The sequence below is a fragment of the Herbaspirillum sp. 1130 genome, assembly GCF_017833835.1.
In the GTDB taxonomy this organism is placed as follows: Bacteria; Pseudomonadota; Gammaproteobacteria; order Burkholderiales; family Burkholderiaceae_D; genus Herbaspirillum; species Herbaspirillum huttiense.
The window spans coordinates 247,876-264,832 of sequence record NZ_JAFICQ010000006.1; the positions used below are offsets into that span (position 1 = coordinate 247,876).

14 protein-coding genes are annotated in these 16,957 nt (G+C 60.1%); 10 read left to right on the top strand and 4 right to left on the bottom strand.

The window, feature by feature from the left end:
- Window positions 1–39 precede the first annotated feature (39 nt).
- From JOD78_RS25370 to JOD78_RS25410, 9 genes are all read left to right on the top strand, one after another.
- Window positions 40–2,985, top strand: coding sequence for a type VI secretion system Vgr family protein (locus JOD78_RS25370; RefSeq protein WP_121045740.1), 2,946 nt, complete (start codon window positions 40–42; stop codon window positions 2,983–2,985).
- Window positions 2,982–3,932: a DUF4123 domain-containing protein gene (locus JOD78_RS25375; RefSeq protein ID WP_121045741.1), complete on the top strand. Its 951-nt coding sequence runs from the start codon at window positions 2,982–2,984 to the stop codon at window positions 3,930–3,932. Before JOD78_RS25370 ends, JOD78_RS25375 begins: the two co-directional genes overlap by 4 nt.
- Window positions 3,929–4,696 carry a hypothetical protein gene (locus JOD78_RS25380; protein ID WP_209569277.1) on the top strand — a complete coding sequence of 256 codons (768 nt, stop codon included), beginning with the start codon at window positions 3,929–3,931 and terminating at the stop codon, window positions 4,694–4,696. The genes JOD78_RS25375 and JOD78_RS25380 overlap by 4 nt, the downstream gene beginning before the upstream one ends.
- 24 nt (window positions 4,697–4,720) lie before the next feature.
- Complete coding sequence (locus JOD78_RS25385; RefSeq protein ID WP_310163282.1) at window positions 4,721–5,569, top strand: hypothetical protein; 849 nt, start codon at window positions 4,721–4,723, stop codon at window positions 5,567–5,569.
- On the top strand, window positions 5,566–7,806 hold the full coding sequence (locus tag JOD78_RS25390) for a DUF2235 domain-containing protein (protein ID WP_245202293.1): 2,241 nt from the start codon (window positions 5,566–5,568) through the stop codon (window positions 7,804–7,806). Before JOD78_RS25385 ends, JOD78_RS25390 begins: the two co-directional genes overlap by 4 nt.
- A gap of 11 nt (window positions 7,807–7,817) precedes the next feature.
- Window positions 7,818–8,747 (top strand): DUF4123 domain-containing protein, encoded by a 930-nt coding sequence (locus JOD78_RS25395; protein ID WP_209569275.1) that lies wholly within the window; start codon window positions 7,818–7,820, stop codon window positions 8,745–8,747.
- Window positions 8,737–9,180, top strand: coding sequence for a hypothetical protein (locus JOD78_RS25400; RefSeq protein WP_121045850.1), 444 nt, complete (start codon window positions 8,737–8,739; stop codon window positions 9,178–9,180). The genes JOD78_RS25395 and JOD78_RS25400 overlap by 11 nt, the downstream gene beginning before the upstream one ends.
- A 63-nt stretch (window positions 9,181–9,243) precedes the next feature.
- Window positions 9,244–9,732, top strand: a complete 489-nt coding sequence (locus JOD78_RS25405; protein ID WP_121045745.1) for a DUF3304 domain-containing protein — start codon at window positions 9,244–9,246, stop codon at window positions 9,730–9,732.
- Window positions 9,733–9,748: 16 nt separating this feature from the next.
- The gene (locus tag JOD78_RS25410; protein WP_209569273.1) at window positions 9,749–11,914 is read left to right on the top strand and encodes a DUF2235 domain-containing protein; all 2,166 of its coding nucleotides are present in this window, start codon (window positions 9,749–9,751) and stop codon (window positions 11,912–11,914) included.
- Between the two features lie 93 nt (window positions 11,915–12,007).
- Here the strand turns inward: JOD78_RS25410 and JOD78_RS28275 are convergent, their stop codons facing one another.
- Window positions 12,008–13,531 carry a methyl-accepting chemotaxis protein gene (locus tag JOD78_RS28275; protein WP_209569271.1) on the bottom strand — a complete coding sequence of 508 codons (1,524 nt, stop codon included), beginning with the start codon at window positions 13,529–13,531 and terminating at the stop codon, window positions 12,008–12,010.
- 286 nt (window positions 13,532–13,817) lie between these two features.
- Here JOD78_RS28275 and JOD78_RS25420 point away from each other — a divergent pair, with 286 nt between their 5' ends.
- On the top strand, window positions 13,818–14,081 hold the full coding sequence (locus JOD78_RS25420; protein ID WP_204727124.1) for a DUF4148 domain-containing protein: 264 nt from the start codon (window positions 13,818–13,820) through the stop codon (window positions 14,079–14,081).
- 21 nt (window positions 14,082–14,102) lie between these two features.
- Here the strand turns inward: JOD78_RS25420 and JOD78_RS25425 are convergent, their stop codons facing one another.
- From JOD78_RS25425 to JOD78_RS25435, 3 genes are read right to left on the bottom strand one after another with little or no spacing between them, the layout of a single operon-like run.
- Window positions 14,103–14,588, bottom strand: a complete 486-nt coding sequence (locus JOD78_RS25425; protein WP_209569269.1) for a MarR family transcriptional regulator — start codon at window positions 14,586–14,588, stop codon at window positions 14,103–14,105.
- The gene (locus tag JOD78_RS25430) at window positions 14,566–16,341 is read right to left on the bottom strand and encodes an acyl-CoA dehydrogenase family protein (RefSeq protein ID WP_209569267.1); all 1,776 of its coding nucleotides are present in this window, start codon (window positions 16,339–16,341) and stop codon (window positions 14,566–14,568) included. The genes JOD78_RS25425 and JOD78_RS25430 overlap by 23 nt, the downstream gene beginning before the upstream one ends.
- Window positions 16,342–16,355: 14 nt before the next feature.
- Window positions 16,356–16,907 carry a DUF3237 domain-containing protein gene (locus JOD78_RS25435; protein ID WP_121045750.1) on the bottom strand — a complete coding sequence of 184 codons (552 nt, stop codon included), beginning with the start codon at window positions 16,905–16,907 and terminating at the stop codon, window positions 16,356–16,358.
- Window positions 16,908–16,957: the final 50 nt, after the last annotated feature.

Here is a 16,957-nt window from a genome sequence, read left to right on the forward strand (position 1 = left end):
ATCTGAAACGTGTTCCTTATTCTGACCAACCGGTGACCGATGTCTGAGCTGCTGAACCAGCTGGTGCAATTCACCAGCGCGACCCGTCTCTACCGCCTCTCCCTGGGAGAGGGCGTCGCTGCCGGCGACCTGCTGGTGGAGGCCTTCGCCGCCTCGGAAGGCTTGCACGCCGTCGGGGTACGCGAGGTGATCGTCCTGAGCCTGAATGCCGGACTGTCGCTCAACACCCTGATCGGTCAGCGCGCCAGCTTGCAGGTGAGCCTCTCGGATGGCTCCAGCGCCAGTTTCTCGGGGTTGGTGAACGAAGCCGCCAAGCTCGGCAGTGAGGGCGGGTTTGCCCGTTACCGGCTGCGGCTGGTGCCGTGGATCTGGCTTCTCAGCCAATCACGCAACAGCCGCGTGTGGCAGGACAAGAGTGTTGTCGAGATCATCGAGGATGTCTTCGCTGCTTATACCCCGCATGCCGACTGGCATTGGTCGGACGACGTGATGCCCTTCCTGCAGGACCTGCCGCCGCGCAGCTACACGGTGCAGTACCGTGAGAGCGATCTCGACTTCGTGAGCCGCGTGCTGGCGGCCGAGGGTTTGTCGTGGCGTGTCGAGGAATCCGGCGAGGCCAGCGCCGGCCATCGTCTGGTGCTGTTTGCGGATTCGTCCCGCAATACCGCTTTCCCTGAAGACGCCAGCAGTGCCGCCGGCCTTGGCGGGCAGGGTATCCGTTTCCACGCCGGCGGCGCACGCGAGGAGCAGGACAGCATCCAGGCACTGGCCGCGCGCCGCGCCTTGCACCCGGCGTCCTTCACCTTGCTCTCCTACGATGACAAGAGCAAGCAGGCGGTCGCCACCAGCATGCCGACCCGCCAGGCGTTCGGCCACCAGGATGCGCCGCGCCTGGAGAGCTATGACAGCCCTGGTCTGTATGCCTATCGCAATGCCGCAGAAGCGGATCGCTACGCCCAGTTGCACCTGGAAGCCAGCGAGGCCCGCAACAAATTGTGGCAGGCCCGCAGCACGGTGCGCACGCTGCGTCCCGGCACCCGCTTCACGCTGACGCAGGGGCCGCTGGGCTTGTCTGCAGCGGCCGGCAAAGCGCCTGAATACGCCGTATTGTCGGTGGTGAGTGCAGGCGTAAATAATTTACCCAAGGATGCACAGGAAGGGCTGGCCGAATTGTTCGGCCCGCTGCCGCCGCTGCTGGAAGAATGCCTGGCGGCATGCCAGTCCCTGCAACAAACCGTCCAGGGCAGTTTCCAGCCTGATTCAGTGGCCGTGAGTGAGCGTGCCGATCTCGATGCCGTGATCGCACAGGCCCGCAAGCTCGGCTATGCCAATGCCTTCGAGGCGATCCGTGCCGATGTGGTGTGGCGTCCGGTGCTGGCGGATGGCACCGGCCTGTATCGTCACGCGGGTGCCACCGCGCGAGGCAGCCAGAGTGCCATCGTGGTCGGACCCAACGGCGAGAGCACCGCCAACGGTGCCGATGAAATCCATTGCGACCGCCTGGGCCGGGTCCGCATCCGTTTCCACTGGCAGGGCCGCAACAACGATGCCGCCGCGACCTGCTGGGTGCGCGTGGCGCAGCGCTCGGCCGGTGGCGGCAATGGCATGCAGTTCCTGCCGCGTATCGGACAGGAGGTACTGGTGCAGTTTCTGGAAGACGACATCGATCGGCCGGTCATTCTGGGCGCGCTCTACAACGGCCAGGGTGAAGGTTCTGCCGCACCCACGCCCGCAGGCGAAGCCGCGCAGGGTGGCGAGCAGGAGCGCAACAAGGTCTTCACCAGTGCCAGTGATCTTTCTCCCAGTGGCCAGGGCAATCTGGCCGGCGGCAATGCGCCGACCTGGCACGGCGGCAGTCAGGATGGCGAAGGCCATCGCAATGCCGCTGCGCAATGGGGCATCCGTTCCAAGGAATTTGGCGGGGCCGGCTACAACCAGTTGCTGTTCGACGATACCGATGCCCAGGGCCGCATCCAGCTCAAGACCTCGCAGGCGGCCTCCGAACTCAATCTCGGTCACCTGATCCATGCGGCGGACAATTATCGCGGCAGCTTCCGTGGTACGGGGGCCGAACTGCGCACCGATGCGTATGGCGCACTACGTGCGGGCAGCGGCATCCTGTTTTCCAGCTACCGGATCGAACATGCTGCGGCCAGCCGCGATCCGGCGGGCGACAATACCGGCGGCATGGCCCTGCTGAAGCAGGCCACGCTGTTGGGCAAGACCTTCAACCAGGCGGCGGTGACCCACAAGACCGTCGCCATGGCCAGCCATGTCGGCCCGGCGCAGGCCAATGCCAGCCTAATCAACGACAGTGCCGCCCCCCTTGACGCCATGCGCACGGCAGCATCCGGCATGGTCGATGGCGCAGCCGAGAAGAGCGGCGAGGACGTGGCGGCCGCCAACACGCAGACGGGTGACGGGAAGGTCCCGCAGAGCACCTCGGCCCTGATCGGCATCGCCGCCAAGGAAGGCCTGGGCGTGGTCGCGGGCCAGCATCTGCAACTGGCCAATGGCGAGACGGTGAGCCTGATGTCCGGCCACGATAGCCAGCACGTGAGCGGCAACCAGTTGCGCCTGCGCAGCGGACAGGCCTTGGGTGTACTGGCCGGGGCCGTTGCAGCGGGCGAGGGTGGAACGGGTTTGCAGATGATCGCCGCGCAACAGAATATCGATGTACAAGCGCAAGCCGATACGCTGGCGCTACAGGCGCGTGATCAGGTGAGCGTGGTGAGTGCCAATGCCAGCGTGGATTGGGCGGCGGCGAAGAAGATTACCCTGTCTACGGCGGGTGGCGCCAACATTACTATCGAGGGCGGCAATATTACCGTGCAGTGTCCGGGCAAGCTCACCATTCATGCTGCGCAGAAGCTGTTCCAGGGGCCGGTGCGGCAGGAGGTACCGATGCCGGCCATGCCCAATAGCGTTTGCAAGGACTGCATTCTGGCCGCGATGAAGCAGGGTGCGCCGGGAATACTGGTATGACCGATAACCCTGGTCAGCCTCTGCTGGACTGGTGCAGAGCGCCTGCGCAGGCTCGGCTTCATCGCTTTGCTCTGCTCGACAGCGCACCGGTGGAAGGCGCGTTCCGACAGCGGCCCTTGCAGGGCCAGCGTTTTGCCTCATTGTTCGAAGGACGACAGGAAGCCGTCCTTCCCGAGATCGCCCCCTTGCTGATCGATCTGGAGAGTGCCCAGGGCGGCAGCTTGCAGCCTCTGTGTGAATGGCTCTGGTCGATGGGGCTTGAGCATCCTTGCCTGTCCTGGATGGCATCACCCTTGCCGCTTGATGCGCTGGCAGCCCATCTGCGGCTGTTCCATACGGTGGATCTGAGTGAGGGACAAACCATGCTGTTGCGTTGGTACGATACCCGCATTCTTCCGCAATGGCTGGGCTGCCTGACGCCGCAGCAACATGCGCAGTTCTGCGCACCGCTGCTCAGCCTGTCTTGCCTGGACCGAACGGCGCGTGTGCAGACATTTTTCCAGGGCCGCCAGGCAGAGCGTATTGCGCCCCTGTCCGAACCTCCATTGGGCAGATCATTGGTGCAACTCGATGACCGGCAATTTTTGCAGCTGATGCATGCCTCCCAGGTCGATATCCTGATCAATCGTCTGCAGTTGCTGATTGCCCCGGAGCTCGCGCGTGTGGCGCGCGGACGATTGGCTGCGTTCTTGCAGGCCCATGTCGACCAGCTCTGTGCTGCGGGGATAGACGATACCGAGTGTCAGCTTCAATGTCTCTTGCCAGCCTTGTACACCTCGGGTGCTGCCTGGCTGCACCCTGCCTTCGCCTCCTTGCTGCAAGCTCCGCCTGCCGGGTTCAAGGCCTTCGCTGCGACGATTCAGGCGCTTCCCGATGAGATCTATGCGGGTGATCTTCCCCTGTGGGAGAAGGAAGAGCTTGTTGGCGGACAGGATGCGGCTGCATGAACGTAGTGGTAATCAAAATTGCTGTTGGTGCGCTGCTGGTAGTGCTGGCGGGATGTGATCGACTCTCTTCCGAACCGACCTATAGTGGCTTGAGTCTTGAGGCGTTCAATTACACGCCCTATAACCTGGACCGCTTTGTGATCAAGGATAAATATGGAAACAAAGGTTCAGGTGGTGGAGATTTGCCACCTGGTTCGGGAGAAGGGAGCTTGTCCTGCTGCCATGAATTAAAGGGGACGGAGTTCGAAGTGGAATGGGATGCGTATGACGCTGATATCGCTTCACGTGATATTTATGCGCCGATCAAGATGATCAAGTCGACTGCAAAGGTACATATTTCTCCGACCAATATCAGAGGAGGATCAGGTGCCAGGATTCTGGGTTTACATTTCTATCCGGACGGTCATATCGAGCCTGAATTCAGGAATGACCTCGGCGGATCTCGATTCAACTTTGGCGCAATTGACCAACGCTTGGTGACGAAATACGGCGATCAGATGAATCCCGATGGTCAGATGAACCTCTTTGAAGTTTTCAGGCGCACGGCCCGTATCGCAGGACAGGGCTGGATCAAGTATCGCCTGATAGATGACGCAGACCTGGAGCAGTATGTGTATTTCACTCTGCTGGTAAACAAGAACTTTGATGAACATCCGCAGGTGAAGAAGATCTTGCAAGAAACACAGGGAAAGCCAGGCGCTTTTGCGACGGAGATGAAACAATTGCCTGCCTCGGCTATTGCCGAGATACGCCAGATCCCCTAGCGGAAATTGCAGGCCGGATTGATCATGAAGGTTCCCGCTGAAGAGCGTGAGCACGAAATTGAGATAACAGGAGATGGGATGAAAAAAATTGGCAGCGCCCTGTTCAGTGCGGTTGCTATGGTGGTGGCGTTGGTAGGGTGTGATGGCCTTTCCTCCGAACCCACCTATAGCGGCTTGAGTCTTGAGGCCTTCAATTACACGTCCTATAACCTATCCAGATTTGTTATTACCGACAAGTATGGAAATCAGGCCAGCGGCGGCGGAGATTTGATGCCGGGTTCTGGTGCGGGCAGACTTAGCTGTTGCTATCAATTGCAAGGCACGGAATTTAGCGTTGAGTGGAAGATGTATGACGCAGATGTCGCCTCCAAGGATCTTTACAAGCCAATTCAATATATTAGTTTTAAGGAAAATATCCATCTTCCTCCGACTAAGTTGGAAGGAAACGCAGGCACCAGAATATTAGGATTACATTTTTACCCGGATGCGCATGTCGAGCCTGAATTCAGGAGTGATTTGGGAGTATCTCGGATCAGTTACCGAACCGTTCATCGAACGCTTCTGCAACAGTATGGGAAAAAAATTGATCCGGCCGGAAAACTGAATGAAGCCGAATTATTCAGGCGGACGGCACGGATTGCCAGTGAAGCATGGAAAAAATATCGTCTTACGGACTCCGAGGATTTGGTGCAGTTTGTTAAGTTCTATTTATTGGTTAACCCCGACTTTGACCGATTTCCGCAGGTGCAGGAGATTCTAAAAGACACACAGGGAAAACCGGGTGATTTCGGTAGAGAGATGAATAGGCTTCCAGAGGCCGTTGTAAATCAAATTAAGACTTTTTCTGTCAGTGGCAAGGAGCAGTACCCATGACTCGCACTACCGGAGAAAGAGATGCTTCGAAACCAAGTCTGGAAGACCGTTCCCCGCCGGACCTTGCTATAAAAATGGCAGGTGCGAGGGCCAAGCAGAAAGAGGCAGAGAAACTTGCCTGCCAAGCTGATATACACGTCGGATTCTTTTTTGACGGCTTCGGCAGAAATCGAGATATGGATGATCCACAGACATCCCGTTATTCAAATATCTGCCGTCTGTGGGAAGCGCACAGAGATAACGAAGATGTTCGTCGGCCAGACAATCAGTTCTGGTATAGCTTCTATTACTCAGGATTAGGGACGCCTCTGAACAAGGATGCAGCTAATCGTGATCTCGTCCGCGCCGCTACCAAGATTGCGAAGAACGCCGGTGGCGCCGCCCTGTCTGCGGCGAGCAAGATTGCAGGCTACGATCGTGTGGAAAAGTCCGTAAAGACAGTAACTGGTGTTGCGGATCCGATGAAGCTGGGCGGCAAGGTATTGAAGAACTCGTTGACTGAGATGTCTTTCCGTCCTGTGGTCAAGGCTTACAAGGACGTGATCAAGGAAACCAAGGCCTTGCCCGGTAATGCGCGGCGCATGCTGACCATGGCCAGCGGTGATCGTTGGGTCATGCGTGGCAAGGCTTCGTTGCGAGGTTTCCTGTATGACCTCAAGAAAAATCCCTTGAAAGCAAGTTGGTCTGCTGCCAAGGTATTGATGGCCGATGTGGTGGCCGATTCCATTCCCATGGTCCGCGATAGTGCCGCCAGTGCCAGTCTCTTCGGAACCGGCGTTGACGTGAGGCTCAGTGCGGCCTTGGACCAGTTCAAGGCCGCCTACGCGGATGCCAAGGGCAAGATCCCCAAGATTCAACGTATGCAGGTCAGTGTGTTTGGTGCCGACCGGGGATGTGTCATCGCGCGAGCATTCGTCAATGAACTCGCTCGCATCTACAAGCGCGCCAATGAGCAGGACTTGGCCATCGACGGTAGCCTCATCGAAATCAAGTTCGTCGGGTTGCTGGATAGTGTCGCTTCGATCATGGAGGAAAACAAACTCATCGGTTTTCTGCCGCTGGTCGGTGTGATCAAGCAAAACTACGGCGATCGTGCTTTGGCAATACCGCCGGCCGTACAGCGTTGCGTACATTTCGCGGCGGCTCATGAACTACGTTTCTATCAACGCCTCGACAGCTTGGAAAAAACTCGCGGAGAACAATATCTTTATCCGGGTACCAGCGAAGACGTCACAGGTGGTTCCCCGGATGGAACGCTCAACTTCCGTGGGGAATTGCAACGAGTTCCTCTCCGGGACATGCTCCATGAGGCTCTGATTTCGGGCGTCATGATGGACCGCATGGAGGATCTTGCAATTTACAAGACTGAGACATTTCAAAAATTCTCCCTGGCGGCCCCCATCGTCGACGACCAATCCAGCTACCGCATGATGGAACTGGTCAACGCCTATCGCGCCGTCGTCCCGCGCGCGCCAGGCCTGGATTTTCTCAAGCACATGAGCGTCTTCATCTCCTGGCTGGCGGTACGCTACCAGTCCAAGGAATTCCGCGAATCCGTGACCACCCATGCAGACGCCGTGCGTGACGCCCAGGATCAACGGCGCCAGCGGCGTGAGCGTGCGGAGAAGGCGTTCGCAGAGGCGCGCCGCACCGCATCGACCGACCGCGAAGGCTATGGCCGGGCGATGGCCGAGTTGTTCGCGGCGCAGGATGATGAAACCCGCAACATGCCTAACACCGTCCTGGAAGTGCATCGCCCCTTTGTCAGCGTCTGGGAGCGTCTGGACAAGGAAGCGCAGGAGGTCATTGCGCAGCGGGCCCGCTATCAGAAGCAGCAGGATGACGAACCCAAGCGCAAGATGATATGGCAGAAGTACGTTGACGAGCATCCGGCCGTGTTCATGGACACATCGGGCCAGAAACCGACCTACAAGCCGGCACGTCCGTTGATGTCGCCCGGCGAGCTCACGCTGGCCGATGCCTGGATCAATGCCACCAATGGCAAGAACCCGCTACCGGACAAAGTGATGGCCCTGTTCGATCTGCTGGTCCATGACACCATGCTCACCAGCTGGCACGACCATGTTCTCTCTGCCACCTTGTATTTCCAGACGCGCGCCATCGATACCTTCGGCAAGACCGATGCCAAGAAGGAAGAGGAGACCAGGAAGAGCGACGACATGAATGCCGCAGCGGTACGGCGGTTGCAGGGCAATGCGCTTGTTGTCCCGAACTAGGGACTGATGCCATGAGTGATATGCCTGATGATCCGCTGGCGCTGTTGCATTGGGCGCAGGCATGTCGTGAACGCGGTCGCCATGCCTTCCTTCTGCTCGATACGGCGCAGGCCGAGGCGAGTCATCTCAAGCTGCAGTCCATGCACATCCCTTATGCCTCGCTGTTCGAGGGCAAGCGCGAAGAAGCCCTGCCTGAGATTGCGCCTCTGCTGCTTCCCCTCTCCGGACTGGATGAGCAGCGCGCGCTTGTGCTTGTGCGCTGGGTTTCGCAGCTGGGCTTTGCCGCACCCTGCCTGAGCTGGTATGAAAGTACGCTTGGCCTGCATGACTTTGCAGCGCATCTGCGCAACTTCCATCACGCGGGCCTGAGCGATGGACAGGCCATGATGATGCGCTGGTATGACACGCGTATCCTGCCGATCTGGATGCAGGCGTTGACCAAGGATCAACTGGCGCTCTTTACCGGCGGCATGCTCAGCCTGGCTTTCGTGGACCGTTTCGGCGAAGCCCGGACGCTCTATCAGAGCGAGCAGGTGCAGCCGCCCAGCCGGGCTTTGCCGTTGGACGCACCGCTGGTGACGCTGGATGACCGTCAGTTCGGTCTGCTGGTGGATGCCGGAGATCTCGATGCCCTGCTCACGCATTTGCGTTTCGTGATCCCTGATGAGACGAATGCATTGCCGCCGCGCACGCTGGTGGAATTCGTCGCCGCCTATCAGCAGCGTGCGCGCGAAGCTGGCCTGGATGATATCGATCGGCAGACGCAGTACGTATTGCTGGCGCTCTACACCAGCGGCGCTGGCGTTGAGCATCCGGCCGTGAAGGCTTTGATGCAGAATCCGCCTGCTTCCCTGACAGGCTATTTCGATGCCTTGCAGGCCATGCCTGAGGAAGTCTGGGAAGCGGGGCCACCTCTTTGGGAGAATGAGCATGTCGCATGAGCACTGGCAGAAGCGGATTGTTTTTCCGCAGTGGGCACTGGTACTGGGAATGGTGTTCCTGCTCGCCATGTCCTGCCCGCGCGCGCATGCCCAGACGAATGACGATCTGAAGGCCCTGGTGGCCCATCTTAAGTTCGTCATTCCCGATGAAACGGCATTGGTGGAACCGAAAAAACTGGAACGCTTCGTCGCGCAATACCAGAAGCGTGCGGTTTCTGCAGGCCTGAAGGATATCGATCGCCAGACCGCCTACGTGCTGCTGGCCTTGTACACCTCGGGCAAGGGTCTCGAACAGCCCGAGTTCAAGCAGGTGATGGCGCATCCGCCGGCTTCGTCGGATGCATTCAGCGATGCTCTCATCGGGCTTCCGCAACGTGTGTACGATAGCGGGCAGCCGTTGTGGGAGAACGCTGCGGATGCGCGGGCTCGATGAAGATTGACTGCGAACGTCTTTTGCATGAGCCGTGAATTACTTGGATATTGATAAATAATTTAAATGAAATATCTTTTCAGAATGCCCCTGGGCTCTTTTGTACGCCCCATGTTCCTTGCTCTGCTGCTTCTTCTCAATGGATGCGGAGAGCCGCCGGAACGCACAGAGGCGATGGATATGCAGGCCTACAACCATACCGCTCACGGAATTGAAGACTTTGATGTCACCGTCATCCCCGGGATGCGTTCTGGTGGCGGTTATATTGCTGCCGGATCAGGTGGCGGTGCAGTTTGCTGCATCAGTGTGCCGCATGACTGGAAGCCGGGTCTCATGGCGACCATCCATGTCCGCACTTACAACAGTGCCGGAGAAAAGCAGGAGCCGTCCTGGACTGTGCCGGTCCCGCAATACACACCGGAGAATGCCGGTCACTTTGCGGTGCATTTTCTTCGGAGCGGGCAGGTCAAGGTCTTCGTGACGAATTTGGCCCCATGGCATCCCGACTATCCCCTCAAGGGCGAAGAGGCCCAAATGAAGCCCGCGACCAGCTAGTCCAAGGAAACTGATCATGAGCATGCTGTACACAGGAAAGGCCGTGCCATCGGATGGCAAACGCAAATTCTCCGCCAGGGAGGCTTCGCAGCGTGCCAAGGCACTGGCCTGTTTGCGTGCGCCAGGTAGCACCGCGTGCAAGGGACAGGTATTCGTCGGTTTGTTCTTCGATGGCACCGGCAATAACGACAAGTGGGTCGAAGACAAGCAGACCAAGACGCAGCGAGAGCGCAACAAGCACAGCAATGTCGCGCGCCTCTATGACGCTTACATCGGTGATACCAGCAACGGCTTTTACAAGATCTACATGCAAGGCGTCGGAACCCCGTTTGCAGAGATCGGCGATGCCAGCAAGTTGGGAACGGATATCGGCGGGAACGCATTTGGCTTCATGGGCGCTGACCGTATCAATTGGGGCGTCACTTATCTGCTTGATGCAATCCACAACTATCTGACAGGAAGCGGTCTCTTCAGCGGTAACGGGCAACGACGCGAACTCGTCAACTTCATGAGTTCTTCCATGCTGGCGGGTGGCAACGCCTATGCAGCGACGGCGGACATGAAAGTCGGACAGTGGAATATCCCCGGCTATCTGCTGAACGCACCGGAGCAGATGCGCCGCGCCGACATCTACAAGCAGATCATCGACAAGCTGGCGGCCGCGGTCAAATCCAGCCAGCGCAAGATCGTGCAGATCAACGTTTCGGTATTCGGCTTTTCCCGAGGAGCGGCTGAGGCTCGTGCGTTCACGCATTGGCTGCACGAACTCTTCACGCCTTCCGGCGGCGCCTTCGAAATCGCCGGTGTGCCAATTCGCATCGGTTTCCTCGGTATCTTCGATACGGTCGCCTCGGTCGGCATCGGAGATGTAACGCCGATCACCTTCGGCCACATGGCCTGGGCGCACAATACGCAATCCATTCTGCCTGCGGTTGAAGAGTGCGCGCATTTCGTGGCGCTGCACGAACAACGCGCCAGTTTTCCGCTGGAGTCCTCCACAGGGTGGAAGAATGTCGGCTATCCCGGCATGCACTCTGACGTGGGTGGCGGCTATCTGCCGGGAGAGCAGGGCAAATCCATGCCTGATTGGGGCTTGTCACCACAGCTTTCGCAGATTCCCCTTATTGACATGCACTTTGCCGCGCTCAAGGGCGGCGTACCGCTCCTGACCTTGGCCGAGCTGGCCAAAGATCCTGCCAGCGCCAAGGGTTTTGCCACTGACGCGCGTTTGGTCAAGGCCTACAACGACTGGCTGGCAGGTAACGGCATCAAGGCCGGCAGCATTCGCGAATTTACGCAGGCCCATACCCGTCAGTATCTTCGGTGGAGAGGATCTCTGCATGAGGGGAAGGGCGGCTTGCTGTTGAGCAAGCGCTTCTATCGGGATGCCGGGACCTCCGACAAGAAGGATCTGCTGGAGGCCGATGTCGAACTCGGGAAAATGATCCGTGACTGGCGTGAGCGTGGCAATCTGGATCTGGATCAGCGCATGGGGCAGATGGCCCGGAAGTATGTGCGCCGTGTTTCGCCGCTGGCGGGCGTCCTGACGGATGCGGCCAAGGAGCGCCTGACTGCGGAAGAGAAAAAATTCTACGACATCATGTGCGCAGGCCCGGTGCCGCCGGCCGCGTCGGTAACGCTCTTCGATGACTATATCCATGATTCCCGCGCCGGCTTCCGGGTGGCGGGCAAGCACGAACCGATTTTCATCACCGGTGGCTATGCCCGCTTCCGTCAGGTATTTCTGCAGGGCGAGGGCGACTCAGCCACGCGCAAGATCGGGGAACTGGTCGAGCGCAAGATGGGAGAACGTGCTGCGGATATGGCTGAAGACGCGCGTGACATCAAGGATTACACGGTGCGTACCTATGATCGCGCCCGCGATCGCATCGTCAGCGGTTACCATGCCGTCGAGGATGCGGCCGTGCGCGCCAAACGCGAAGTTGAGGACAAGGCGCAAGCTGCCAAGCGGGAGATTCAGGAACAGGCTGAAGCGGCGAGGAAGAAATTGCAGGCTGCTGCCGAGGCGGCAAGAGACCAGGCCAGCGCATTGAAAAAGAAAACCATGGCCGAGATCAAGCGCGAAGCCGACGAGGCACAGCGTATCTATGACGCCGCCCAGCGCCACGTCATGAAGAAGTATGAGGAGCTGGGCGCGATGTGGCACAGCATCATGGATTGAGCAGCGCGGAGGTCGGATTGATTGCCTTCAAGCGCCTGAAAGCGAACCCGTGCCAGGTTACCACCGATAGTTGCACGATGCATCTTTCCCCCTTCAAGCCATCCTCCCCACCCCCAACCGGAACACACTCACCGACTCCGCCAGCCTGCGCGCCTGTTCCTTGAGCGCCTCGGTGGCCGCCGCGGCTTCTTCCACCAGCGCCGCATTCTGCTGCGTCACCGTATCCATCTGTGCAATGGCCTGGTTGACCTGTTCGATGCCGGCTTCCTGTTCGCCGCTGGCGGCCGAGATCTCGCTCATGATCTGCGTTACGCTGCGCACGCTCACCACCAGTTCCTCGATGGTCGCGCCGGCATTCCTGACCAGCTGGCTGCCCGCTTCCACCTTCTCCACCGAGTTGCCGATCAGATCCTTGATCTCCTTGGCCGCCGTCGCCGAACGCTGGGCCAGGCTGCGCACTTCCGACGCTACCACCGCAAAGCCGCGCCCCTGCTCGCCGGCACGCGCCGCTTCCACCGCCGCATTGAGCGCGAGGATATTGGTCTGGAAGGCGATGCCGTCGATCACGCTGATGATGTCCGCAATCTCGCGAGCAGAAGCCTGGATCTCTTCCATGGTGCTCACCACGTCCGATACCACCAGCCCGCTGCGCGAAGCGACTTCCGACACCGAACCCGCCATCGCATTGGCCTGGCGCGCATGATCGGCATTACGGCGCACGGTGGAGGTGATCTGTTCCATCGCTGCCGCCGTCTCTTCCAGCGAACTGGCCTGTTGTTCCGTGCGCGCCGACAGGTCGAGGTTGCCGCCGGCGATCTGGGTCGAGGCCGTCACGATGGTATCGCTGCCGGTGCGCACGCCGCCGACCACGCGCTGCAGGCTGCTGTTCATGTCCTTCAAGGCCTGCAGCAGCTCGCCGGTCTCATCCTTGCGCGTGACCTCGATGCGGCTGCCCAGGTCGCCTGCCGCCACCGTCTTGGCGATGGTCACCGCTTCGCCGATGGGGCGCGTAATCGAGCGGGTGGCGAGCAGCGCCAGCAGCGCGGCCAGCACCACCACCACCGCGCCTACGCCCAACTCGACCACTTCGCCGTTGCGGATGGCGCCGGAGATTTCCTGGCCAGTGCAATTGGCGTTCTCGCGCGCAATCGCCAGCAGGCCCGCGAAACCTGCTCCCAGAACCTTGTCTGCACCACTGATGGACGCATCGATCTCGTTGACCGAGGCCCCGGCCGCCTTCATCCCCTGCGCCTTGGCCACGGCTTCACGGTAATTGCGTTCGCCCGTGCTGATCTTCTGCAGCAGCTCTTCTTCCTTGGGGTTGTCCACGCCCAGCTTGCGGTAGTCGCTCATGAGGCGGGCAATGGCATCCATATCCGCCAGGAAGTGCTTGTCATAGTCCTTGCCGCGCACCACGTAGTTCTTGAAGTTCTGTACGCCGTCGCCCAGCTTGATGTAGCCCTGGGTGGCGTAGTCCTGCTTGGTCAGCACCGTGCCGGAAAAATCACCCCAGTGCTGGCCGATCCGGGTCAGCGTGAGCAGAGACGCCGTAATGAGTAAGCAAGCCAGCAACGTGACCAGCAGGAAGGAGCCACCAAGACGGGTACCGATTTTCATGCCTGTTCCCTGAAAATTATTTATAAGATTTACCAATTCTGAGGGTGGCTGGTCGCGGGGAAAGCCCGATGGAGGCGGGTAAAAGCCGTGCAACTCATCATTTGTCATACCAGTGCTGGCAAATCGGCAAGATGCCTGAAAGCATTCTTTCAGCGGCCGCAACAGAGCATTGCCGGATCACCGGTTTTTCCATCGGAATGGAAACAATAGAATGTCTGCATGGGAATGAAGCATCCATAAGCGATACGCATCGTGCAGCATCCGCTTGCATTCCAGGGAGCAGAACATGAACAAGATCTTCACACGCCAACGCGTCTTGGCCGCCACGCTGGCCGTAGCCGCCATCTCGGCACAGGCAGCCTATGCCGCCGAACCGGCCAAGGCCGAGCCCGCCTCGACCATCAGCATTCCGGCGCAGCAAACGCGCACCGCCGCTGCCGATCAGCAGCAACATCAAGGCCTGACCCGCGCTCAGGTCATCGAAGACCTCAAGCAATACCAGCGCGCGCACGCCAACCCCAGCTACGCCGAGCTGGTGTTCCTGCGTTGAGAATGGAATCAGAAATGCCGCTTACTGCGGCAGGAACATCTTCTGCAACAAGCCGATGAGCTGAGCGCGTTCGCCGTCCGAAAGCATCTCGGTGGCCTTGAGCTCCAGCTCGATGGCGGTCTGTTCGGCCTTGGTGCACATGCGCATGCCGGCCGGCGTGAGCGCCAGCACCTGTGAACGGCGATCCTGCGGATTGCGCTGGCGTACTACCAGGCCGCGCTGCTCCAGCTTGTCCAGCAAGGTCGCCAGGTTGGGCGGGGAGACGTTGATCGCCTTGGACAGGCGCTTCTGGATGATGTTGGGATTGGCCTTCAGCAGGCTCAGCACCGTGAAATCCACTGGCCGCAATTCGAACTTCGCCATCCGCTTTTCGAACAAGGGCATGATGGTGATGTAGGCACGGCGGCAGTTGTAGCCGACCAGGCTCAGCAGCAGTTGCTGGTCCAGCGGCGCGCTTGGCGCTGCATCGTCGTCGGAATCGAAATCAGCCGGCTTCTTGGGCAGCATGGTGGTCCAGGTCGGTAGGAAGGGGCGGCAGCCCGGTCGCCAGGCAGCCTTCGATCACGCTGGAAAACTGGTGGACTTCCGCAAACACAAAGGCGAAATGATAGCACGCGGCATCCCGCTTGCCGCCGTACCAGGCCGCGTCCGAGGCCATGGCCGAGAGCGCCAGGCGGCCAGCGCGCAGCCACATCCAGCCCAGCGCCACATGGCCGGTCAGGCGCAGCATTTCATCGGCCACGTAGTAGGGCAGCGAGGGTGATTGCACCGCCGCCGTGGCGATGCGCCGGGCGAATCCTTTTAATTTATCCACAGCATTTGCCAGCAATCGGGCCTGATCGCCAAGCAGGGTTCCCTCCTCGATGTCCGCACGCACCAGCGTGAGGAAATCATCCAGCCGCCTCCCTTCATCTCCCAGCACCTTGCGCATCAGGAAGTCGATCGCCTGTATTTCGTTGGTCCCCTCATAGATCATGGTGATGCGGGCATCGCGCATGAATTGTTCGATGCCGGTTTCGACCACATAGCCGTGTCCGCCGAAGACCTGCAGCGCACGGCTGGCGCACTGGAATCCCTGGTCGGTCAGGAAGGCCTTGATGACCGGCGTGATGAATTCCAGCCGTTCATGATGACGGCGGCGCTGGGCCGCATCCGGATCATGCTCGGCCAGATCCAGCAGGAGCCCGGCCCAGCAAGTCAGCAGCCGCGCCCCCTCGATGCGGCAGCGCTGTTCCATCAACAGCTTCTGCACGGCAGGATGGCGCACGATCAGGTCGTTGCCGGATGAGCCCGGTGCGCGCGACTGGCGACGTTCGCGCGCATAAGCGCTGGCGCGCTGCCAGGCCGCTTCAGCCAGCCCCAGCCCCTGCGCGCCCACATGCAGGCGCGCCGCATTCATCATCACGAACATCGCCGCCAGTCCGCGTCCCGCTTCACCGACCAGCCACGCCTGCGCCTGCTCAAAATGCAGACTGCACGTGGCGCTGCCATGAATGCCCATCTTGTGTTCGATGCCGGTGCAGTGCACGCCATTGCGGCTGCCATCGTCCAGCACGCGCGGCGCCAGGAACAGCGACAGCCCCTTGCTGCCCGGCAGCGCATCCGGCAATCGGGCCAGTACCAGGTGAATGATGTTGGGCGTCAGGTCGTGTTCGCCCCCTGAGATGAAAATCTTGTCGCCGCTGAGGCGATAGCTGCCGTCCTCCTGCGGCACGGCGCGTGTGCGCAACTGCCCCAGGTCGCTGCCGGCCTGCGCTTCCGTCAGGCACATGGTGGCCAGCCATTGGCCGCTGGCGATCTTTTCCAGATAGCGCGCCTGCAGCTCAGGCGAGCCGTGCGCCGCCAGGCAGGCATAGGCCCCATGCAGCAAGCCGGGATACATGGTCCAGCCATGATTGGCCGCGCTCAGCATTTCATAGAGCGCGCAGTCCAGCACATGCGGCAAGCCCTGGCCGCCATGCTCGGGCGCACAGGCCAGGGCCGGCCAGCCGCCCGCGCAGAATTGCGCATAGGCGCGCTCGAATCCGGGGGGCGTGGTGACCGTTCCATTTTCGAGACGGCAACCCTCGCGATCGCCGATACCGTTCAAGGGCGCGACCACGTCAGCGGCGAAGCGTCCGGCTTCTTCCAGTACCTGCATCATCAGTTCGCCATCGATCTCGGCGTGCGCAGGCAAGGCCCGCAAGACCTGCGGGGCCTGCAGCACTTCATCGAGGACAAAGGCGAAGTCGCGCAGCGGGGGCGTGTAGTGCATCGTCATCGGCTCCGTCCATCTCAGTTGAGCAGGTAGGCGTCATACACCACCGCATTGCCCAGGCGCATGGCGTAGCCCACGCCCATGGCGCGGTTGAGCCAGTCGTATTTCTTGGAGGCGGTCTCGAAGTTCATGAACAGGCGGAAGGTATAGCGCGAAGGATCGACCGGCTTGCCCTTGGCGACCTCGGCCATCACTTCCGGCGGACCGTAGCGCACGCCACGGGTTTGCAGGTAGACCAGCTCGCCGTCATCGAGCTTGAGCAGGTAGCGGGTATCGATGATGGCCAGGCCATCGGCGGTCACGGTCTGCCAGTCGGCACCGTTGTTGAGGATCTCGCCATTGATGAGCGGTCCCTTGAAACTGCCGCCGGTGATGGGGATGATGCGGCGGCGGCCCAGGTCGGAAGTCTTCCCCAGTTCCCAGATCGGCGCCACCAGATCCACCGAGAAGCGTGCCAGGAAGGCCAGCTTCGGTTGCGGCGGCACCAGCGTGGTGTTGTCGGCGTCACTGGCCGCATGCACCTGGAAGGACAGCGTCAGGGCCGCCAGCAGCAGGAAAATCTTTTTCATGTCGGTCTCCTCGTTCTATGTGTTTTTGACATACCGTGGTGCAGAAAACG